Origin of the sequence: Bradyrhizobium sp. SZCCHNS3016 (assembly GCF_032484535.1) — a bacterium.
In the GTDB taxonomy this organism is placed as follows: domain Bacteria; phylum Pseudomonadota; class Alphaproteobacteria; order Rhizobiales; family Xanthobacteraceae; genus Bradyrhizobium.
Window position 1 is genome coordinate 124,432 of record NZ_JAUETE010000002.1, and the last position, 20,569, is coordinate 145,000.

At 64.8% G+C, this 20,569-nt stretch carries 14 protein-coding genes, 2 tRNA genes, 1 rRNA gene and 1 riboswitch; of the genes, 9 read left to right on the plus strand and 8 right to left on the minus strand.

Annotation, left to right across the window (positions count from 1 at the left end; all coding sequences use genetic code 11):
* Positions 1-32 precede the first annotated feature (32 nt).
* On the minus strand, positions 33-866 hold the full coding sequence (locus QW881_RS04835; RefSeq protein ID WP_315736239.1) for a chorismate mutase: 834 nt from the start codon (positions 864-866) through the stop codon (positions 33-35).
* 199 nt (positions 867-1,065) lie between these two features.
* A riboswitch (SAM riboswitch) is annotated at positions 1,066-1,145 on the plus strand.
* Positions 1,146-1,236: 91 nt separating this feature from the next.
* Between QW881_RS04835 and QW881_RS04840 the strand changes: the two genes are divergently transcribed.
* The 3 genes from QW881_RS04840 to QW881_RS04850 are packed head-to-tail and all read left to right on the plus strand — an operon-like array spanning position 1,237 to position 3,503.
* On the plus strand, positions 1,237-2,451 hold the full coding sequence (locus tag QW881_RS04840) for a homoserine O-acetyltransferase (RefSeq protein ID WP_315755968.1): 1,215 nt from the start codon (positions 1,237-1,239) through the stop codon (positions 2,449-2,451).
* Between the two features lie 3 nt (positions 2,452-2,454).
* A complete protein-coding gene (gene metW, locus QW881_RS04845; RefSeq protein WP_315736241.1) occupies positions 2,455-3,120 on the plus strand; it encodes a methionine biosynthesis protein MetW in 666 nt (221 codons plus the stop codon).
* Between the two features lie 50 nt (positions 3,121-3,170).
* Complete coding sequence (locus QW881_RS04850) at positions 3,171-3,503, plus strand: GIY-YIG nuclease family protein (protein WP_315755969.1); 333 nt, start codon at positions 3,171-3,173, stop codon at positions 3,501-3,503.
* 694 nt (positions 3,504-4,197) lie between these two features.
* On the opposite strand, the gene QW881_RS04855 is transcribed toward QW881_RS04850, so the two are convergent.
* The 4 genes from QW881_RS04855 to QW881_RS04870 all read right to left on the minus strand — a co-directional run bounded on the left by QW881_RS04855 (position 4,198) and on the right by QW881_RS04870 (position 8,702).
* A complete protein-coding gene (locus QW881_RS04855; protein WP_315755970.1) occupies positions 4,198-6,240 on the minus strand; it encodes a S8 family serine peptidase in 2,043 nt (680 codons plus the stop codon).
* 52 nt (positions 6,241-6,292) lie between these two features.
* Positions 6,293-6,523, minus strand: a complete 231-nt coding sequence (locus QW881_RS04860; protein WP_315736244.1) for a hypothetical protein — start codon at positions 6,521-6,523, stop codon at positions 6,293-6,295.
* 113 nt (positions 6,524-6,636) lie between these two features.
* On the minus strand, positions 6,637-7,779 hold the full coding sequence (locus QW881_RS04865) for a hypothetical protein (RefSeq protein ID WP_315755971.1): 1,143 nt from the start codon (positions 7,777-7,779) through the stop codon (positions 6,637-6,639).
* Positions 7,780-7,970: 191 nt separating this feature from the next.
* Entirely contained in the window at positions 7,971-8,702 is a 732-nt protein-coding gene (locus QW881_RS04870) for a BTAD domain-containing putative transcriptional regulator (protein WP_315755972.1), read from the minus strand.
* Between the two features lie 375 nt (positions 8,703-9,077).
* Here QW881_RS04870 and QW881_RS04875 point away from each other — a divergent pair, with 375 nt between their 5' ends.
* On the plus strand, positions 9,078-9,497 hold the full coding sequence (locus tag QW881_RS04875) for a secondary thiamine-phosphate synthase enzyme YjbQ (protein WP_315755973.1): 420 nt from the start codon (positions 9,078-9,080) through the stop codon (positions 9,495-9,497).
* Positions 9,498-9,886: 389 nt separating this feature from the next.
* Here the strand turns inward: QW881_RS04875 and QW881_RS04880 are convergent, their stop codons facing one another.
* The gene (locus QW881_RS04880) at positions 9,887-10,750 is read right to left on the minus strand and encodes an alpha/beta hydrolase (RefSeq protein ID WP_315755974.1); all 864 of its coding nucleotides are present in this window, start codon (positions 10,748-10,750) and stop codon (positions 9,887-9,889) included.
* A 256-nt stretch (positions 10,751-11,006) separates the two neighbouring features.
* Here QW881_RS04880 and QW881_RS04885 point away from each other — a divergent pair, with 256 nt between their 5' ends.
* A complete protein-coding gene (locus QW881_RS04885) occupies positions 11,007-11,663 on the plus strand; it encodes a TIGR02594 family protein (RefSeq protein ID WP_315778306.1) in 657 nt (218 codons plus the stop codon).
* A gap of 204 nt (positions 11,664-11,867) precedes the next feature.
* Here the strand turns inward: QW881_RS04885 and QW881_RS04890 are convergent, their stop codons facing one another.
* The gene (locus tag QW881_RS04890; protein WP_315755976.1) at positions 11,868-12,653 is read right to left on the minus strand and encodes an MOSC domain-containing protein; all 786 of its coding nucleotides are present in this window, start codon (positions 12,651-12,653) and stop codon (positions 11,868-11,870) included.
* Between the two features lie 221 nt (positions 12,654-12,874).
* Here QW881_RS04890 and clpB point away from each other — a divergent pair, with 221 nt between their 5' ends.
* Complete coding sequence (gene clpB, locus QW881_RS04895; RefSeq protein WP_315755977.1) at positions 12,875-15,514, plus strand: ATP-dependent chaperone ClpB; 2,640 nt, start codon at positions 12,875-12,877, stop codon at positions 15,512-15,514.
* Between the two features lie 119 nt (positions 15,515-15,633).
* Here clpB and QW881_RS04900 read toward each other — a convergent pair whose 3' ends face one another.
* Positions 15,634-17,697 (minus strand): M23 family metallopeptidase, encoded by a 2,064-nt coding sequence (locus QW881_RS04900; protein WP_315755978.1) that lies wholly within the window; start codon positions 17,695-17,697, stop codon positions 15,634-15,636.
* 807 nt (positions 17,698-18,504) lie between these two features.
* On the opposite strand from QW881_RS04900, the gene QW881_RS04905 reads away from it, so the two are divergent.
* The 3 genes from QW881_RS04905 to QW881_RS04915 all read left to right on the plus strand — a co-directional run bounded on the left by QW881_RS04905 (position 18,505) and on the right by QW881_RS04915 (position 20,512).
* A 16S ribosomal RNA gene (locus QW881_RS04905) occupies positions 18,505-19,993 on the plus strand.
* Between the two features lie 224 nt (positions 19,994-20,217).
* Positions 20,218-20,294, plus strand: a tRNA-Ile gene (locus tag QW881_RS04910).
* 142 nt (positions 20,295-20,436) lie between these two features.
* Positions 20,437-20,512, plus strand: a tRNA-Ala gene (locus QW881_RS04915).
* Positions 20,513-20,569: the final 57 nt, after the last annotated feature.

Sequence of the window (20,569 nt, forward strand, 5' to 3'; positions counted from 1 at the left end):
ACTCCGGAAAATCATCACTGGCGCGGGGCGTCTCAGCTGGGAACCGTATAGCGTTTCGCATGGCCGCCGACGAGGGCCGTCGAGCGCACCGAGGCGCCCGCCGCGATCAGGGCAGCCTTGATCTTGTCGAGGTTCGACGGCGACTCGATCGACACCAACAGCGCGGCGCCGTCGAAGGCGGTATCGGGCACCGCGATGACGTCGGCGAGCGGCGACAGCGCGCGGGACACCTGCGCATTCCAGCCGGAGACGCGGATGCTCCAGGTCTCGACCTCCAGCACCAGCGCGTCGTCCGCGACGCGCGAGATCGCGAACACCGGCAGCGCCGCCGGATGGTCGGCCCGCTCGATAAACGGCATCCGCGCGATGATCTTCGGCGCGCCCGCGGGCTCCAGCGTGATCCACCACGGCGTATGCCCCGAGGTCGTCGACACCAGCGCGAGATCGCCCTTCGAGCGCGCCACGGCTTCGACGGCGGCCTGGGCGCTGAAATGGGCGACATAAGGCACCACGAAGCCGAAATGGAACCTGGCGGAATCGCGCATCGCGGATTCGCCGACCGACACGTCGGCGTGAACCGAGAACGGCGCCTGCACGTAAGTGAACGTCGAGACGATCACGCGCCAGATGCCCTCGACGGTGTCGAGCGGCAGGATGCCGCGATGGCGCTGCACCAGGCGCCGCATCATGTCGGCCTCTCGCGCCGGGCGGAACGCCGAGCCGACCTCTTGGGTCTTCTTGACCTTGATCAGCCGGTCGATGATGTCGGCCCTGTTCATCAGGAGCTGATGGACCTGCTCGTCGATCGCGTCGATCTCCTTGCGCAAATCGGCGAGCGAGGGAGGGGCTGGCGGCGGGGTCGACATGGGCAGGGTCACTCTTCGCAGGCCGCGGGTCAACGCGCGGCGGACTGGAACGGATGCCGTTCTCTCCGATGCGGGGGACGTGCGCAACAGCAAGTTTACCTTGTGCCGCCTAGGCTTGGCTGACCTGTAGCCAAGGGGCGCCCGACCGGCGGGTCAACCCCAGCTTGCCTTGACGCGGAGCGCCCGCGGGACTAGTTTCTGCCTGTTCCGTGGTCATTTGAGCCGGCCGGCTTGCAGCCACGTTAAAAAACTCGCTAAACAGGCCGGGGACGTTATCGATCCCGGCCGAACCCCAGTTCAGGCCGGGTTTTTCATGGCCTGATGTGTCACGTGGTTCGGGAGCCCTTGCCGGATGGCCGGGGTGAGAGACATGACAGGCCTGACGCCGAAACCCACCTCCGCGCTGCGCACGATTGCGCCCGAAGAGCGCTCGCACGAGGTCGATCATCCGAGCTCGCTGGTCGCGCAGTTCGGTGCCGACAAGCCGCTCAGGCTCGATTGCGGCGTCGACCTGTCGCCGTTCCAGATCGCCTACCAGACCTATGGCGAGCTCAACGCCGACAAGTCGAACGCGGTCCTGGTCTGCCACGCGCTGACCGGCGACCAGCACGTCGCCAACCGTCATCCGGTCACCGGCAAGCCGGGCTGGTGGGAGACGCTGGTCGGCCCCGGCCGTCCGCTCGATCCCAGCCGCTATTTCATCATCTGCTCGAACGTGATTGGCGGCTGCATGGGCTCGACCGGGCCGGCGTCGCTGAACCCGGCGACCGGCAAGGTCTGGGGGCTCGATTTTCCGATCATCACCATCCCCGACATGGTGCGGGCGCAGGCGATGCTGATCGACCATCTCGGCATCGACACTTTGTTCGCCGTGGTCGGCGGATCGATGGGCGGCATGCAGGCGCTGCAATGGACGGTGGCCTATCCGCACCGCGTGTTCGCCACGCTCGCGATCGCCTGTGCCACGCGGCACTCGGCGCAGAACATCGCCTTCCACGAGCTCGGCCGCCAGGCCGTCATGGCCGATCCGGATTGGGACCACGGACGCTACGGCGACAAGGGCGTCCATCCGCATCGCGGGCTCGCGGTGGCGCGGATGGCCGCGCACATCACCTATCTGTCGGACGCGGCGCTGCATCGCAAGTTCGGCCGTCGCATGCAGGACCGCGAGCTGCCGACGTTCTCGTTCGATGCCGACTTCCAGGTCGAGAGCTATCTGCGCTATCAGGGCTCGTCCTTCGTCGAGCGCTTCGACGCCAACTCCTATCTCTATCTGACGCGGGCGATGGACTATTTCGACATCGCCGGCGACCACGATGGCGTGCTGGCGGCGGCGTTCCGCGGGATCAAGACGCGCTTTTGCGTGGTGTCCTTCACCAGCGACTGGCTGTTTCCGACTTCGGAGTCGCGGGCGCTGGTGCATGCGCTCAACGCGTCCAGCGCGCGCGTGTCGTTTGCCGAGATCGAGACCGACAGGGGGCACGACGCGTTCCTGCTCGACGTCCCCGAGTTCTTCGAGATCGCCAGCGCTTTTCTCGATTCCGCCGGCAAGGCGCGCGGCCTCAAGGTCGCGACGGGAGGCTGAGACATGAGCATGCAGGGTGTGCTGCCGCTGAACGGATTCTCCGGCGGCGAGGTGCTGGCCTATCGGCCCGATCATCTCCTGATCGCCGGCATGGTCGAGAGCGGCTCCAAGGTGCTCGACATCGGCTGCGGCGACGGTGACCTGCTGCAGCTGCTCGAGAGCCGCGGCATCGACGGCCGCGGCATCGAGCTGTCGCGCGAGGGCGTCAACCATTGTGTCGCCAAGGGCCTCGCGGTGGTGCAGGGCGATGCCGACACCGATCTCGTCGATTATCCCGACGATGCGTTCGACTACGTGGTCCTGTCGCAGACCCTGCAAGCGACGCGGCGGCCCAAGACGGTGCTGGAAAATCTCCTGCGTATCGGCCGCCGTGCCATCGTCACCTTCCCGAATTTCGGCTTCTGGCGGCTGCGGCTGCAGCTGCTGGTCGGCGGCCACATGCCGCGCACCGACAATCTGCCTTTCACCTGGTACGACACGCCGAACATCCATTTCTGCACCATCAAGGACTTCGTGCAGCTCTGCGACGAGATCGGCGTCAAGATGGAGCGCGCCGTCGCACTTGATAGTTACGGCCGCCCCTTGCGTGTCGCCATGCCCTGGTGGTTCTGGAACATGTTCGGCGAGCAGGGGGTGTTTCTTCTGAGCAGGGCGGAGAAGGGGCGGTAGGTACGAAGCCGGCCGTGCTGCGAGTTTGTTGTCGGCTCTTTCCACCCGTCATGGCCGGGCTTGTCCCGGCCATCCACGTCTTGCATGGTACGATGGCGGGTGGCTACATTTACTTCATGACCAATCGTCCGAATGGTACGCTCTATGTCGGCGTGACCAGCGATCTCGTGCGCCGTGTCGTTCAGCATCGATCCGGCTTGGTTGACGGCTTCACCGAGCGATATGGCTTGACGAGGCTCGTTTACTTCGAAGTCTTCGACGATATTCAGAGCGCGATCCAGCGCGAGCACAACATCAAGCATTGGTCGCGTGCCTGGAAGGTCGGACTGATCATTGCGAGCAATCCCGACTGGGACGATCTCTACGACACGATCGCGACATAGAACTCGCACGAGGAGGGACGTGGATGGCCGGGACAAGCCCGGCCATGACGAGCTTGGGGTTGGTTGATTTCACTTTTCAAAGAGCGGAGCTGTTGAGGCACGTCAAAGAGCAGAGTTAGTTCAGACAAAACCGCTCGTTCTCGCGGCGCATCTACGCCCGAGCTATGCGTCATGCATCGCCTCCGACAACGAAGAGGCGCAGGGAAGGCCGGATGCTGGCCGCACCCATGGCCCGCCTGCGGAAAAAATGCAGGCGGCAGGAACCACAGGTACGAGCCGGAACACCCGGCCTTCCCTGCGCGATGGTTGAACGGCTGCTTCGCATTCTCCTCGGTGCGCCGGGCTTTTTGGCCACCGTGTCGCGCAATGCGCTTGCGCGCATCGCGCTGGATACCAGCATCGGGGTATCAGGACCGCGCGACTTGACCGTGCGTGCCGGAATTGCTCGTCCGCGCGAGGAAGCCCCACGCGCAATCCGACACGCCCACCGCATCCCACCTCAGCGTTCGTGACGACCGCGATACGCCCCTCTTGCAGTGAGGCGGGACGGGCGGAAATCTGCGCTTGATTTGGCCGACGACGCAAGTCGCGATCGTGCGACAAACTAACACGACGGGCAGTCCGTGCATGAGGCTCATGCGCAAATTGCCCGTCGTGCAACGTCTGATGCCGTTCCTACGGCTTGCCCCGTGATCTACAACAAGCCGACCTTGTGCATGATGTCGCGGATCTGCGCCGGACTGGGATCACCGACCGCCGGGCTGGACCACTCGCTGGTCGTCGTTGCCGGACCCCTGGCAACCGAACCGGCTCCGTTGAGCTTGCCATTGGGGGCCTGTGGCACCAGCGTCGGAGACGTCGCGCCGCTCTGCGCCTCGCCGCGCGCCAGTCCCAGCAGGCGACGGAGAACGTCGAGCGAGGGATCGGCCGTGGGCGCGGAGGCCACGCCCGCTTCCAGGCCGAGTGCGCGCATCGCGTTCGGCAGTCCGGCTCCCGAACGGTTGGGATCGCCGAACTGCAGCGGCGTCGATGTCTCCTTCAGGATCTGGAACAGCCGCTCGACACGCCGCGCGTCGCGCGTCGCGAACTGGCCCTTGAAGTCGGGATGATGCGCCAGCACGAGCGCGGCGAGACCGGTGACGTGCGGCGTCGCCATCGAGGTGCCGTCCCAGGCGCCGAAGCCATCCGCCGGCAGCGAGGACACGATGCCGACGCCCGGCGCGCAGACGTCGATCTCCGGCCCGAAGCAACTGAACTTCGCCGGAAAATATCCGTCGGCGCTCCGGAAGCCGTCCAACCCCTGCTGGGCGTGGAAGCTGTCCTCGGGAAACTCGCCCCATTTGCCCATCGCGGCGACCGCAAGGCAATGCGGCGTCGAGCCCGGAAACTGGACCGGCCCCGACGAATTTCCCGCGGCGACGATACAGGCGAGGCCCATCTGCTTGGCCCGCAAGATCCGCTCCTCGATGATCTGCGACGGCTCGCCGCCGCCCAGACTCATGTTGGCGACGTCGATGCCATTCTCCATGCAGTAGTCGAGCGCCGAGACGAGATCGCTGAACCGGCCGCCCGGGAAGATCCGGCAGACATGGATTTCGGCCGCCGGAGCGAAGCCGCGAATGCCTCCGCCGGAGCCGATCGGTCCGCCGGCGATGATCCCGGCGCAGTGCGAGCCGTGACCGATGGTATCGACGGTCCAACTCGCGGGATCATTGCCGACGATGCTCTTGCCGATCGTGACGCCGTGCAGATTGCGATGCGTCGGCGCGGCGCCGGAATCGATCACCGCAATCTTTACTCCCGCGCCGTTATAGGCGAGGGGCAGGCGATCGAGGCCCATCGCGCGCTGGCCCCAACCCAGCAATTGCTGGCCGGGAAATCCGCGCAGATAGGCGCCGAGCGTCTTCGCGGCGATGCGGTTCACGCTGTCGGGGGTCAGTTGCGGACGATCGAGCCAGAAGGTCCAGTAATCGACCCGCGGCTTGATCAGGATCGAGCGGATGGTGTCGGGCGTCTCGCCCTGAATCTTGAGCGTGACGCGGCCGCTGGCGTCGGTGACGCCCTGAACCGGCCACACGCTGCCGAACACGTACACTTCCACCTCCGGCAGCGGGCCGCTCTCGCCGACCACTTCGATCGTCGTCGAGAACCCGTCGGCCAAGGGAATGAGAACGCCGGGATTGGGAAGCTGGTGCGGCGCCGGCACCTGGGGGACGGTCGGATCGAGCAAGTAGGTAAGCGGCGCATCGCGCTCGACCGCGAGCCGTGCTCCGGCCTGGGCCTTCAGCAATTCGGCCTTGTCGGGCGTCATTCGGGCCAGCACCATCGGGCCGAGCGGTGCTTGTCCTGGGTCGGCGCTCTGAAATCCGAGCAGGCGCGGCGGCTGAATTGTCTTCACCACGTCGATGTCGGGGCTGTTTGTCAGTTGCTGGACGATGAAGTCGGCGCTGAAGGTCCCAAGCCCCATCTGCTGGCGCGGTGCCAGGATGTACTGCGCCCGCCGTTGCGAGATCGTTGCGCCGGGTTGACCCGTTGCTGGCGCCGCCGTGCCGCCGTCGCTGCGGCTGGTCCCTTGTGCGGCTGGGGCTGATGCGGCGGTCACCCGTGCTGCGGCCTGCGGTGCGGCAGCGGCCTCGGCTGACGGCTGCGCCGCTCCGGGTTGTGCTCCGGTGCCGTTGACGGCCGTGCCGGCCGCATCCTTCTGATCCGAGATTTCAGGCTTGCTTCGTGCGGCCATTTGCGGGCTCCTTCATCCTCGCTCGTGACATCGTCGGGAGGCGCCGCTGAAGTCAGCCGGCGCCAAAGGGTTTCAGCGGAGCGTTCGGCTCCACCACGATCGTGCTGAAAGTCGATCGGAGGCGATCGGCCTGGCTCTTCGTCATCGACAGGATGACGACGTCAGGTGCGACCTGACCGACGCGTTTCACGCTGGGCTCGCGGCTCAAGTGATCAGCGAGCTGGCCGGACTTGACCGGCTCGCCTTGCACGATGAATTCCTGTTCTGAGTTCGGATCCGCCATGCGTCGTTCCCTCCATGTCAGGTCGGCGGTGGGCGGACTTTTCGTGCGCCCACCGCTTCACTCTCTTGGACCCGCGTTGCGATGTCGCGGGTCGTTGCTTCCAATCGGCCGTCCTAGTGCATCGTGCCGGCGGGCTGGCCGGTGCTGAAGATGCCGAGCGTGTGCCCGATGTTGAGGCCGGTCTGCGCGCCCTGTCCGATCTTCTTGAGCACGCTCCAGAAGCCCTGCAGCTCCATGTCGGTCGGCTGCGCCGCGGCCTGCTGGCCCGGCTGGCCGGCGCTGAAGATGCCGAGATTGTGGCCGACGTCGAGGCCGGTCTGGACGCCCTGGCCGATCTTCTTGAGCACGCTCCAGAAGCTCTGCAGCTCCATGTCGGTGGGCTGCGCGGCCGCGGCCTGCTGGCCCGGCTGGCCGGCGCTGAAGATGCCGAGATTGTGCCCGACGTCGAGGCCGGTCTGGACGCCCTGGCCGATCTTCTTGAGCACGCTCCAGAAGCCCTGCAGCTCCATGTCGGTGGGCTGCGCGGCCGCCGCCTGCTGGCCCGGCTGGCCGGCGCTGAAGATGCCGAGATTGTGCCCGACGTCGAGGCCGGTCTGGACGCCCTGTCCGATCTTCTTGAGCACGCTCCAGAAGCCCTGCAGCTCCATGTCGGTCGGCTGCGCCGCGGCGGTGGCGGCTTGCGGACCGGTGCTGAAGATGCCGAGGTTGTGGCCGACATTGATGCCGGTCTGGACGCCCTGTCCGATCTTCTTGAGCACGCTCCAGAAGCCCTGCAGCTCCATGTCGGTCGGCTGTGCCGCGCCGGTGGCGGCTTGCGGACCGACGCTGAAGATGCCGAGGTTGTGGCCGACGTTGAGGCCGGTCTGGGCGCCCCGGCCGATCTTCTTGAGCACGCTCCAGAAGCCCTGCAGCTCCATGTCGGTCGGCTGCGCCGCGGCGGCGGCCTGCGGATCGGTGCTGAAGATGCCGAGGTTGTGGCCGACATTGAGGCCGGTCTGGACGCCCTGTCCGATCTTCTTGAGCACGCTCCAGAAGCCCTGCAACTCCATCTCCGACGGCTGCTCGGTGCCGGGGCCGACGGAGAACGGCGCGAACCCGCCCGCGATTCCGCCGATGGCGCCGCCGAAGTCCCGGCCGGTCTTGCCGCCGATCAGGCGTCCGATCGCTTGTCCGGCGAACCTGCCGAGGACGGAGCCGAAGATCCCTTCGGGATTCAGTTGACCAAAGTCCTCAGTCGATTGCTGCATGCCACTCATGTTGAGCCTCCTCGCTCGTTATCTGACCTCTGAGCGACGCGCCGCTTGACCTCATCAGGAGTAGTTGCTGCGCGACGTCGATCGAGGGCGATGTTGCGCGTGTGGCCGTGATGCAAGTGTCAAGCGGGGCGTGAAAGTGCCGTCAAAATCGATCATGTGAGGCACGCATGGAGCAAGGGTCGCGCGGATCGTCAGACGCGAAGCATGCGCCTGATTTCGCGCTGCAGGGTTTCGGTTTCGCTCTCCGGCGTGGCGCCGACCTGCTTTCGCAGCACGGTGCGGCAGAAGTCATATTGACGCAGGGCGTCGGCGCGGCGACCCTGCTGTGCGTAGCAGCGCATCAGGGTGCGGTGGACGTCCTCCTGCAGCGGATCGGCGGCCAGCACGCGCAACGAGAATGTCTTGGCGATCTCCACATGTTCCGGGCCGCCGACGTCCAGCAGGCCCGCGATGGCCCGTATCGCTCGCGTCTTCAGTCGTTGACGCTCGGCGGAGAGCCATGCCTCGAACGCGCAGGACGTCGAGCTGATGCCGTCGAGCAACTCGCCCCGGAACAGCGCGGCGGCGCGGGCCATGGTTTCCAGATCGCCGAGCTGCAGCAGCAACTCGAACTCCTGCACGTCGGTGCTGACGGCGTTCGGATGGATGCGGATGTCGTCCCGTTCCGCCGAAATGACGTCGGCGCATTGCGGCAGCACCCGGCGCAGCGTCAACAGGGCCTGGCGAAGGTTTGCGCGCGCGTTGTCGCCGAAGCGGCCTTCCCACAGGAGTGCGGCAAGCTTGCTGCGTGAAATGCCGTGCGGAGAGGTAAGGGCGAGATAGCCCAGGAGTGTTGCAGCCTTGCGGCTTGGGATGACGACCTGCTCGCCGGAGACGCGTTTGATTTCAAGACCGCCAAAGAGATTGATACGCAGCAGACTCATTGTCTCTCTCCTCTGAATGGCGACTCGCTGCGATCGGCGTCAGCCTGCAGAAGTCGAGCTTCTCGTGCGATGAGAATGAGCGGCTGCAGCCGGATCAGGTCTGCACAGTCGTCGCCGAAGGGCGAGCCGCCACGCTGTCGTTGTCATCGTCGAAATGAGATCGGCAATGCAGTTAAGTCTGTCCGAGCAACGTTCGGTTCAATCTTGGATTGTAGGACGAAGCGACACCGGGCCGGCTGGGCTTGCAGTATGCACTCCATCGGGTCCAGTCTGCGCGCAGCCGGAACCGCACGCTGTGAGCTACGGCACACTCGAGGACGGACACGCGCGTTGCGGTATCCTCTGGCCATGGTGATGAAGCACGGGATTGTTCCGATGAGATCGTTCCGCAAGGAACTTTGGTTCCAGACACCCGGCCGTCGCGCCTTCATCAACATCACGGATGATGTCGAGGCGGCGCTGAAGGAGAGCGGGGTGCGCGAGGGACTCGTGCTGGTCAACGCCATGCATATCACCGCGTCGGTCTTCATCAATGACGACGAGAGCGGGCTGCATTTCGACTACGAGCAATGGCTGGAGAAGCTGGCGCCGCACGAGCCGGTGGCGGGCTATCGGCACAATCGGACCGGCGAGGACAATGCCGACGCCCACATGAAGCGCCAGATCATGGGCCGCGAGGTCGTGGTCGCGATCACGCAAGGCAGGCTGGACTTCGGTCCGTGGGAACAGATCTTCTACGGCGAGTTCGACGGCGGTCGGCGCAAGCGCGTGCTGATCAAGATCATCGGCGAGTAGGCGAGTCCGTCGCGACATTGGCAGGGCTTGCTCGAACAGGCCGTCATTGCGAGGAGCGCAAGCGACGAAGCAATCCAGGGCCACGACGGTAGCTTGTCTGCGTAGCCCTGGATCGCTTCGCTGGCGCTCGCGATGACGGAGGAGGTGGCAATAGCCTCAGCTGTCATGCCCGCGCAGGCTGGCATCCAGTGCGCCGTGGCCTCTCGGGCGATCCCACTGCCATCTCGCAACACTGGATCGCGGCGCCGCGCGCGCTTGGCCTGATCGTCACGGCAGGGTCCGATTCATGCTGGACGTGATCGTCGCTGGAACGGGCAAAGCCGGCTCGAAGCAGCCTGGCCCGCTGCGCCTTGCGTGTCGAGCAGAGCCGGAACGCTGCGGCTGCGCAACTATCCCGCCATCGACCGCGGATCCCGCGGCCCCCATCGCCCGGCCTCGACCAGTGCGATGAAGCGCTCGACCGCTTCGTTGAACAGCGCCGGCTCCTCCAGGTTCAGCACGTGGCCGGACTTGGGGAAGAAGGTCAGGCCCGAGGCCGCCAGATGCTGCTTGAGGAACAGGCTCGGCGCGATGCAGGCGTCGTCCTCGTCGCCGCAGATGATGAGGGCCGGCGTCGGCACGCCGCGGATGGCGTCGGTCATTGTAAAGATCGAAGGCCGGCCACCCTGGAAACCGCGCATGGTGTTGGCCGAGCCTGTTGCGTCGTGGCGGGCGAGGGCGGCGTAGAAGTCGGCGTGGCCGCGCGGGTCCTTGACCAGGAAGGGAATGCGGCCGGGCGCCTCGCGCGTGACCTTGGCGGTCTCGGCTGAGCCCAGGGTCTCGAACTGCTCGGCGGTGGCGCGGCACTGGGCGCGGAAAGCGTCGAGCAGCGTGAGGTCGGAGCCGGAGCCGACCCCGGCCAGCACCATCGAGTGGATGCGCCCGGGCGCGTTCAGCGCCACCTGCAGCGAGGAATAGGAGCCCATCGACAGGCCGACGAAATGGGCGCTGGCGATGCCGAGATGGTCCAGCACCGCCAGCGCGTCGGTGTAGAAGTGCACGTAGCTGTAGACGTCGGGCGCGGCCGGCACGTCCGAGGGCGTGTAGCCGCGCGCGGCGTAGGCGATGCAGCGGTGGCGCCGCGCGAAGTAGCGCAGCTGCGGCTCCCAGTTGGTGTGGTCGGCGGCGAACTCGTGCAGGAAGAGGAGCGGCGTGCCGGCGCCGACCTCTTCGAAATAGAGGCGAACGCCGTCTTTCGCCGTTGCGTGGGGCATCGTCAGCTCCTCCCGTGTCACGTGTTACATGATGACGATTCGCGCGACACGCGACAATGGTCGGGCCATCGCCTTGTTTTCGCCGCGACATAGACTCGGAATCACCCTCTCGTCGCCAGCCTTTCGCCGTCGATGGTCATGGTTTCGTCACACCGCAACATTTTACGGACCGCCGCTGGCGGCTTGCAGAGGGGCCGCGCTGAGGGACCAGGGGGTGCCAAGTCAGGTACTGGGGGAAGTAACAGAAGGATTGAGTATGGTTGTGTCTACCCTTCGCCGGTCGCTTCACATCGTTGCGTTGACCATGTGCTCGGCAGTCGTCGCCGTCACCGCAACACCGGCTTCGGCCCGTCCGCATCACGGCTCCGGGCATCATGCCCACCGCAGCCACGGCGGCCATCACTACGCAAGGCATCATCACCACCGGCGCTCCGTCGCCCGGCTGTCGCGCTGGGAGCGCGGCGTGGCGCGGGTGGAGGTGAGCGGCATTGCCGACGCGCAGGCCAGCGTCATGATGCCGGGCACGGCGTCCGACGGCATGGCGTCGTCCGGCGGCTTCGGCGGCGGCAGCAGCGTCGTCTCCGCGGCGCGCAGCTTCATCGGCAGCGGCAATCCGACCGGCCGGCGCAGCCTGTGGTGCGCCCGTTTCATGAACATGGTGCTGGAGCGGACCGGCCATCGCGGCACCGGCTCCGACATGGCGCGCTCGTTCGCGAGCTATGGCCAGCGCGTCTCCGGTCCGCAGGTCGGGGCGATCGCGGTGATGAGCCGCCGTGGCGGCGGACATGTCGGCGTGGTCTCGGGCGTCGATGCCCAGGGCAACCCGATCGTCATCTCCGGCAACAACGGCAACCGCGTGCGCGAGACCGCGGTGTCGCGCGGCCGGGTGTATGCGTATGTGATGCCGAACTAACCAATCTCGAACTGATGAATCGAGCCGTCGAGGCTCGCTCGGTGTGCGCCTCCTCCGCTTGCGGGGGAGGTCGCATCGCATCGAAGATGCGATGCGGGTGGGGGAAGTCTCTCCGCACGAAGATTTTCGGGTGGGGCGCCCCCACCCCGGCCCTCCCCCGCACGCGGGAGAGGGGGCGCGCCGCCGATGCGGCCAGCGCTCGAACTACACCAGCCGCGGCTGCTCCACGGCGAGTTCGTCGCCAACGGCGATATCACCGGCTTCGATCACCTCGGCATAGATGCCGCATTCATTGTTGCCGCGCCGGGTCATCAGCGCGGGCGGGATGTCGAGGTCGCGGGCGGCCGTGTCCGGGTCGACGTTGACCGCGGCGCAGCGGGTGGTGGTCTTCACGACCTTGAGCCGCGCCGAGCCGATGCGCAGCGTCTCGCCCATGAGCGAGGTCTCGTGCCAGGCCGGCCAGCCGGTGACGTAGACGTTGGCGCGGAAGCGCAGCGGGTGCACGGGAGCGCCGACCAAAGTCTCGATCTCCGCGATGGAGGCGAGGTTGATGATCGAGACCACCTTGCGCGCCAGATCCGTAAAGGCGTAACCACCGCCCGACAGCAGCTTTGGCGGCCCGCGCAGCTCGGCGGCGAACTCGCCTGCGAAGAAGCGCTCGATCGCCGCGCGGCCGTCGGCGCTCTCGAGATCGCCTTGGGCGACGATCGCGCCGTCCTTGCGGATGGTGAGGATGTTGGTCGCGTCGTCGAAGATGGTCTTGAAGCCGGCGAGGCGCTCGTTGCGCATCAGCATGAGATACGCCGTCTTCGGCCGCCAGACCGGAGCGTCCGGATCGAACCCGCTGGGGCCGTTCTCCAAGGCGTAGCGGCGGTCGGCCGGCAAGGTCTGGCCGATCCGCAAAGGTGCCGTCTGCAATGGTTCCGGGGTAAGGCCCTTGACCGGATAGCGGTACAGGCCGGCGATGCGCGCGGGAGGGGTCTGGCTCATGCCGCCTCATAGGAGATTCCCATGGCCGCGGCCAGGCACACGAATTTGTGAAACGGCCTCTTCCGTTTTTGGCCCGCCTTCCCACATTTCAGCTCAAGCCGGGCGCAAGCCGGCGACGTCAGGGGTGCGGCGTTGATGGACGTCAACGTGCGCGGTCCGAAACCCAATGAAGATGCTGAAATCGTGCCTTCGGGGCGTCACAGCAGGCTGAGGGAAATATCATGAATATCGAAAAATATACCGAGCGCGCCCGGGGCTTCATCCAATCGGCGCAATCGCTGGCCGTGCGCGACGGCCATCAGCAATTCTCGCCGCTGCATCTGCTGAAAGTCCTGCTCGACGACGGCGAGGGACTCGCGGGCGGTCTCATCGACCGCGCCGGCGGCAATTCGCGTGCTATCCTGAAAGCGACCGAGGATGCGCTGGGCAAGCTGCCGAAGGTGTCGGGCAGCGGCGCCGGACAGGTCTATCTGTCGCCCGAGCTGGCGCGCGCCTTCGACGCGGCGGAGAAGGCGGCCGAGAAGGCCGGCGATAGTTTTGTCACGGTCGAGCGGCTGCTGCTCGGGCTGACGCTGGAGAAGAACAGCGAAGCAGGCGGCATCCTCGCCAAGGGCGGCGTCACCGCGCAGAACCTCAACGCGGCGATCGAATCCCTGCGCAAGGGCCGCACCGCCGACTCGGCGACCGCCGAGAATGCGTATGATGCGCTGAAGAAATATGCCCGCGACCTGACCCAGGCGGCGCGCGACGGCAAGCTCGATCCGGTGATCGGCCGCGACGAGGAGATCCGCCGTACGATTCAAGTTCTGTCCCGGCGCACCAAGAACAATCCCGTACTGATCGGCGAGCCCGGCGTCGGCAAGACCGCGATCGTCGAGGGCCTCGCGCTGCGCATCGTCAATGGCGACGTGCCGGAGAGCCTGAAGGACAAGCGGCTGTTGTCGCTCGATCTCGGCTCCCTGATCGCGGGCGCGAAATATCGCGGCGAGTTCGAGGAGCGGCTGAAGGCCGTGCTGCAGGAGGTCACGTCAGCCGAAGGCACCTTCGTGCTGTTCATCGACGAGATGCATACCCTGATCGGCGCCGGCAAGGCCGACGGCGCGATGGATGCGTCGAACCTGTTGAAGCCCGCGCTGGCGCGCGGCGAGCTGCACTGCATCGGCGCGACCACGCTCGACGAGTATCAGAAGCACGTCGAGAAGGACGCGGCATTGGCCCGTCGGTTCCAGCCGGTCTACGTCACCGAGCCGACGGTCGAGGACACCATCTCGATCCTGCGCGGATTGAAGGACAAATACGAGCAGCATCACGGCGTGCGCATCACCGATTCCGCGCTGGTGGCCTCGGCGACGCTGTCGAACCGCTACATCACCGACCGCTTCCTGCCCGACAAGGCCATCGACCTGATGGACGAGGCGGGCGCGCGGCTGAAGATGCAGGTCGATTCCAAGCCGGAAGAGCTGGATTCGATGGATCGCGAGATCATCCGGCTCAAGATCGAGCAGGAAGCGCTGAAGAAGGAGACCGATCCGGGCTCCAAGAGCAGGCTGCTGACCTTGGAGAAGGAGCTTGCCGATCTGTCGGAAAAGTCGGCTGGCCTGACTGCGCGCTGGAGCGCGGAGAAGGACAAGCTGTCGAACGCGCAGAAGCTCAAGAGCGAGCTGGACGGCCTGCGCATCGAGCTCGCCAACGCGCAGCGCCGCGGCGAGTATCAAAAAGCGGGCGAGCTGGCCTATGGCCGCATCCCGGAGCTGGAGAAGCAGCTGGCCGACATCGAGGCCAAGGAGAATGCCGGCGAGATGATGGAGGAGGCGGTCACCGCCAACCACATCGCGCAGGTGGTCTCGCGCTGGACCGGCGTGCCGGTGGACAAGATGCTCGAGGGCGAGAAGGACAAGCTCCTGCGCATGGAGGATTCTCTCGGCAAGCGCGTCGTCGGCCAGTTCGAGGCCGTGCATGCGGTCGCGACTGCCGTGCGGCGCTCGCGCGCCGGCCTGCAGGACCCGAACCGACCGATGGGCTCGTTCATGTTCTTGGGCCCCACCGGTGTCGGCAAGACCGAGCTGACCAAGGCGCTCGCCGAGTATCTGTTCAACGACGAGACCGCGATGGTCCGGCTCGACATGTCCGAGTACATGGAGAAGCACTCGGTGTCGCGGCTGATCGGCGCGCCTCCCGGCTATGTCGGCTATGACGAGGGCGGAGCGTTGACGGAGGCCGTGCGGCGCCGGCCGTACCAGGTCGTCTTGTTCGACGAGATCGAGAAGGCGCATCCGGATGTCTTCAACGTGCTGCTGCAGGTGCTCGACGACGGCCGCCTGACCGACGGTCAGGGCCGTACCGTCGACTTCCGCAACACGCTGATCATCATGACCAGCAATCTCGGCTCCGAGTTCCTGGTCAATCAGCCGGAGGGCGAGGATACGTCGGAGGTGCGCGAGCTGGTGATGGGCACGGTGCGCGGGCATTTCCGGCCCGAGTTCCTCAACCGCGTCGACGAGATCATCCTGTTCCACCGCTTGCAGAAGAGCGAGATGGGGCGGATCGTCGAGATCCAGTTCACACGGCTCCAGAAGCTGCTGGAGGAGCGCAAGATCACCTTGTCGCTGGATGGCGACGCGCGCGACTGGCTCGCCGCCAAGGGCTGGGATCCGGCCTACGGCGCACGTCCCTTGAAGCGGGTGATCCAGCGCAGCGTCCAGGATCCGCTCGCCGAGATGATCCTCGCCGGCGATGTCAAGGACGGCGACAAGGTCGCCATCTCCTCGGAAGGCAATGTGCTGACCTTCAACGGCAAGGCGCATCGCACGGCGGAGATCGCGACGTTCGAGGCGCCGATCTCGAAGCGCAAGCTGAACTGAAGCGGCGCTGCGCCGAATGCAGGCAAAGGCGGCCCGCGCTGAGCGATCAGCGCGGGCCGCTTGCGTCGGCAAAAAAGAGTTCCTTGGGTTGAACGGGCCAGCCCGGCGAGGCCGGGCTTTTAGCGGCTGACCTGGATCGGGCCGGCGTCGGAGATGCGCGAGGCACCGGCGCCGCGGCTGGTCATCATCTGGTCGACGCGATCGCGCTCCTTCTCGAAGCTGGCCATGATCGGGCCTTCGAGCGACCGGCCGCGCGGCAGCTTCACGCGCATCGGGTCGACGAAGCGGCCGTTGACCAGGATCTCATAGTGGACGTGCGGGCCGGTCGACATGCCGGTCGAGCCGACGAAACCGATGACCTGGCCCTGGCGCACGCGCTTGCCGGGCTCCATGCCCTTGGCAAACGCCGACATGTGGCCGTAGGCGGTCTCGTAGCCGTTGTTGTGCTTGATGCGGATATATTTGCCGTAGCCGCCTTCTTGGCCGACCTTTTCGAGCACGCCGTTGCCGGAGGCGAAAATGGGGGTGCCGTAGGCGGTGGCCCAGTCGACGCCGGTGTGCATCTTCACGAAGCCGAGAATCGGATGGCGGCGGCCGCCGAAGCCGGAGCGCATGATCGCGTTGTTGACCGGCTTGCGCACCAGGAACTTCTTCGCGCTCTTCCCGGTCTCGTCGTAATAGTCGACGACGCTGTCGTCGGGGGTCTGGAACCGGTAGTATTTCTTGGTCTCGCCGCCGACCGTCAGCGCAGCGAACAGCACCTCGGTCTTGTCGTTGTTGCCGGGCTTGTCGTCATCGTCGCCGGCATAGAAGACGTCGAACGAATCGCCCGGCTGCACCTTGCGCTGGAAGTCGACGTCGTAGGAATAGATCCGGACCATGTCCTCGATGACCGGCGTCGGCACCTTGTTGCGCATCGCCGTCTCGTAGATGCTCTGATAGAGGCGGACACCGGTGCCGTCATCCTCCTCGTCATTGGTGTTGTCGGCGGTCTCGGTGACCGTGTTCATGCTCTGCGCGTCCACGGCGACGTATCGTCCGAGGTCCGACAGCGCGGCCACCGCCTCGATCATGGTGTCGTTGGCGATGATGACCCGGAACGGCTGCAGCCGGGCGCCGGGGGCAGGGCCGGACGGCGCCATCAGGATACGGAGCTTCTCGCCTTCCTTCAGCCCGCCGTCACGGCCGCGTGGGCCGAGCTGGGCGGCAATCGCCCTGGCCTCGTCGGGCGTCGCGCCCTGGTCGCGCAGGATCGAGGTGACGGTATCGCCCTTCTTGACCAGGTGGACACGCTCGCCGAGCGGATTGCCGCCGGTGATCTGGTCCTTGGTCTTGGGGAGCAAGGTGACATTTTCCGGCACCACCCGGGTCTCGAAGCCGGCGTAAGGATCTGGCGAGGTGCCGTCATTGGCGTAGGACAGTTTCAGGTCGCCGCCTTGGACGGCCTGTGCACCGGCCGCGTCAGCGGCGGCATTGGCGAGCGAGGCGTAGCGGACGCCGCCATTGTTGCCGCGCCAGTTCGCCGCATCGCGAACCCGCATGACGATTTCGTCGAGCGCCACCGAGGTCGCGATCTTCGCCTTGGGGAGCACCGCGGCGAGATCCTTGGTCACGAACGAGACTTCGGCGTCGGGCTCGACGGCCTCCGGATTGTTCGGATCCTCGCCGGACCCGGTCTTGTCGTTGTCGGTGTCGCTCAGCAGGCGCTGGGCGTTGAACGGCGGGATCTTGGCGGAAAGATCGCTCGTCGTCATCGACAGGTTGCCCGAGATCCGGACATAGGGACGGACCCGGATCAGCTCGCGCGATCCGGCGCGGGTCACGGTCGAGATGCGCACCACATTGCGCGCCGCCGCCGCTTCGCTCGGCGGCGGCAGGCGATCGCTCTTGCGCAGGGTGGCAACGCGGTCATTGGCGCCGAAGGCGCCGCGCAGCGCGCTCTCCATCCGCTCCGGCATGCGAGCGAAGGTCATTTCGCCGTCGAGCGACGCAAAAACGGCGCCGCCGATCAGGGCTGCGCCGCATAGACCAGTCAGAATCGTACCGGAGAACCATTGCACGGAGACGCGGCGGCGATCGATCACCGCGGCCTCGGAGCCATCGACCGATAGCGGCGGCTCATGACCGAGATCGATCATGCCGACCTCGCGTCCATACCCCCCGCGTGACGTCCGATGGTTCAACCTTCGTCCCCCAAGTTCAAAGTCAGCGCCGAAATCACTCAGCTGCCGGTCGGCTTAACGTCCAAGACAAACGGCTCGGAATGATGGCGCGCTTCTGACGGTTCGAGACTCTCTGGCCCGAAAGCCGGAATCCGCGAACCGCTATTGTTCTTCAGGATCTCTCGATGTCGTCTCGGCCGTATGAGTCAGGCGAAGGGCTCGCCACTTCCTTGATCTGGATCATCCTTGAATCGATGGCGGTCCCCGCTGGACCCAAATCAACCCAGGTCGATGCTTAACAAATCGTCGCAGGATTGTGGCCCAAGTGGGGCACGAAGTCCGCAAGAAGTCTGGGTTCTCTGGCCGTCCCGGAAAAAATGATTCGATGCGACGATTTGTTGACATTGGGCGTTGACACCCCGATCGGACCCCCCTATAAGCACGGTCACTGAGCGCGGCGCCGCTTCGGGACACACCGAGGCGAGCATTCGCGCCAATATTGCTCCTCACTTCTGCTGAGCGATGCACAACCGGTAGAACCCGGTTGCTCATCGACGTCGGGAAAGGTTGGGCGACCCCTCCATCCGAGGGTGGGACTGAGGTCCCGGGCTGTTTGACAAGTGAAGATGAAGAAAGAGAAACGTGGACGGCGGAGTCCTTGCGGGTCTCGGGATTGAGGGCTTCGGCTTTTGGTTCTGGGATCGGACGAGAAGACTTCGGCGGACAATGTTTCAAAGGTAACACCATGGTTTTCGCGCTGTGAAGCGTGGAGATCGATTGGTGGGACCTCGTCAAACGTTGTGATCAGCCGGTTCAAAGCTTCAAGTTCAACTTGAGAGTTTGATCCTGGCTCAGAGCGAACGCTGGCGGCAGGCTTAACACATGCAAGTCGAGCGGGCGTAGCAATACGTCAGCGGCAGACGGGTGAGTAACGCGTGGGAACGTACCTTTTGGTTCGGAACAACACAGGGAAACTTGTGCTAATACCGGATAAGCCCTTACGGGGAAAGATTTATCGCCGAAAGATCGGCCCGCGTCTGATTAGCTAGTTGGTGGGGTAATGGCCCACCAAGGCGACGATCAGTAGCTGGTCTGAGAGGATGATCAGCCACATTGGGACTGAGACACGGCCCAAACTCCTACGGGAGGCAGCAGTGGGGAATATTGGACAATGGGGGCAACCCTGATCCAGCCATGCCGCGTGAGTGATGAAGGCCCTAGGGTTGTAAAGCTCTTTTGTGCGGGAAGATAATGACGGTACCGCAAGAATAAGCCCCGGCTAACTTCGTGCCAGCAGCCGCGGTAATACGAAGGGGGCTAGCGTTGCTCGGAATCACTGGGCGTAAAGGGTGCGTAGGCGGGTCTTTAAGTCAGGGGTGAAATCCTGGAGCTCAACTCCAGAACTGCCTTTGATACTGAAGATCTTGAGTTCGGGAGAGGTGAGTGGAACTGCGAGTGTAGAGGTGAAATTCGTAGATATTCGCAAGAACACCAGTGGCGAAGGCGGCTCACTGGCCCGATACTGACGCTGAGGCACGAAAGCGTGGGGAGCAAACAGGATTAGATACCCTGGTAGTCCACGCCGTAAACGATGAATGCCAGCCGTTGGTGGGTTTACTCACCAGTGGCGCAGCTAACGCTTTAAGCATTCCGCCTGGGGAGTACGGTCGCAAGATTAAAACTCAAAGGAATTGACGGGGGCCCGCACAAGCGGTGGAGCATGTGGTTTAATTCGACGCAACGCGCAGAACCTTACCAGCCCTTGACATGTTTGGGACCGGTCGCAGAGATGTGACCTTCTCTTCGGAGCCCGAAACACAGGTGCTGCATGGCTGTCGTCAGCTCGTGTCGTGAGATGTTGGGTTAAGTCCCGCAACGAGCGCAACCCCCGTCCTTAGTTGCTACCATTTAGTTGAGCACTCTAAGGAGACTGCCGGTGATAAGCCGCGAGGAAGGTGGGGATGACGTCAAGTCCTCATGGCCCTTACGGGCTGGGCTACACACGTGCTACAATGGCGGTGACAGTGGGAAGCTAAGGGGCAACCCTTCGCAAATCTCAAAAAGCCGTCTCAGTTCGGATTGGGCTCTGCAACTCGAGCCCATGAAGTTGGAATCGCTAGTAATCGTGGATCAGCACGCCACGGTGAATACGTTCCCGGGCCTTGTACACACCGCCCGTCACACCATGGGAGTTGGCTTTACCTGAAGGCGGTGCGCTAACCAGCAATGGAGGCAGCCGACCACGGTAGGGTCAGCGACTGGGGTGAAGTCGTAACAAGGTAGCCGTAGGGGAACCTGCGGCTGGATCACCTCCTTTCTAAGGATGGCTCTTCAGCAAGGTCAGATTTTCGGATCTGTCGCTTCTATCGAGCTGTTTTAGAAACATCAGGGGCCACCGAGACCGCCAGGTCTTGCGTGAGCTCCATTGGCGGGATTTCGCCGTCTTCGTTTCTCTTTCTTCGCGGACGAACACGCTGCCTGGGGCTGCGCGGTTGCTGCTTTGGCCTTCGCTGGCCGGGTGGCGACGAGCTTCGAGCGTTAGGGCTTGTAGCTCAGTTGGTTAGAGCGCGCGCTTGATAAGCGTGAGGTCGGAAGTTCAAGTCTTCCCAGGCCCACCACGCTTCGCCTCCGGCTACGCGTGGCGCAGCCTCGCTTTCTCGAGCGAAGCGTGCCCGGCGAAGCCACTTGGCGAAGACGGGCAGCCCATAAGTTCACATCGTCTCGACGATTTCGCTGCCTTGCATTCGTCTTTCCGGTTATGGGGCCTTAGCTCAGCTGGGAGAGCGCGTGCTTTGCAAGCATGAGGTCGTCGGTTCGATCCCGACAGGCTCCACCAGCCTTTGCCCATCGGGGCGCTGCTGCTGGTATGTTCAACATCGTCCGCGAGACAACA

Coding starts and splice junctions, on each gene's coding strand:
- QW881_RS04835 (WP_315736239.1), bottom strand. CDS start 866: ATGTCGACCCCGCCGCCAGCCCCTCCCTCGCTCGCCGATTTGCGCAAG.
- QW881_RS04840 (WP_315755968.1), top strand. CDS start 1,237: ATGACAGGCCTGACGCCGAAACCCACCTCCGCGCTGCGCACGATTGCG.
- metW (WP_315736241.1), top strand. CDS start 2,455: ATGAGCATGCAGGGTGTGCTGCCGCTGAACGGATTCTCCGGCGGCGAG.
- QW881_RS04850 (WP_315755969.1), top strand. CDS start 3,171: ATGGCCGGGCTTGTCCCGGCCATCCACGTCTTGCATGGTACGATGGCG.
- QW881_RS04855 (WP_315755970.1), bottom strand. CDS start 6,240: ATGGCCGCACGAAGCAAGCCTGAAATCTCGGATCAGAAGGATGCGGCC.
- QW881_RS04860 (WP_315736244.1), bottom strand. CDS start 6,523: ATGGCGGATCCGAACTCAGAACAGGAATTCATCGTGCAAGGCGAGCCG.
- QW881_RS04865 (WP_315755971.1), bottom strand. CDS start 7,779: ATGAGTGGCATGCAGCAATCGACTGAGGACTTTGGTCAACTGAATCCC.
- QW881_RS04870 (WP_315755972.1), bottom strand. CDS start 8,702: ATGAGTCTGCTGCGTATCAATCTCTTTGGCGGTCTTGAAATCAAACGC.
- QW881_RS04875 (WP_315755973.1), top strand. CDS start 9,078: ATGAGATCGTTCCGCAAGGAACTTTGGTTCCAGACACCCGGCCGTCGC.
- QW881_RS04880 (WP_315755974.1), bottom strand. CDS start 10,750: ATGCCCCACGCAACGGCGAAAGACGGCGTTCGCCTCTATTTCGAAGAG.
- QW881_RS04885 (WP_315778306.1), top strand. CDS start 11,007: ATGGTTGTGTCTACCCTTCGCCGGTCGCTTCACATCGTTGCGTTGACC.
- QW881_RS04890 (WP_315755976.1), bottom strand. CDS start 12,653: ATGAGCCAGACCCCTCCCGCGCGCATCGCCGGCCTGTACCGCTATCCG.
- clpB (WP_315755977.1), top strand. CDS start 12,875: ATGAATATCGAAAAATATACCGAGCGCGCCCGGGGCTTCATCCAATCG.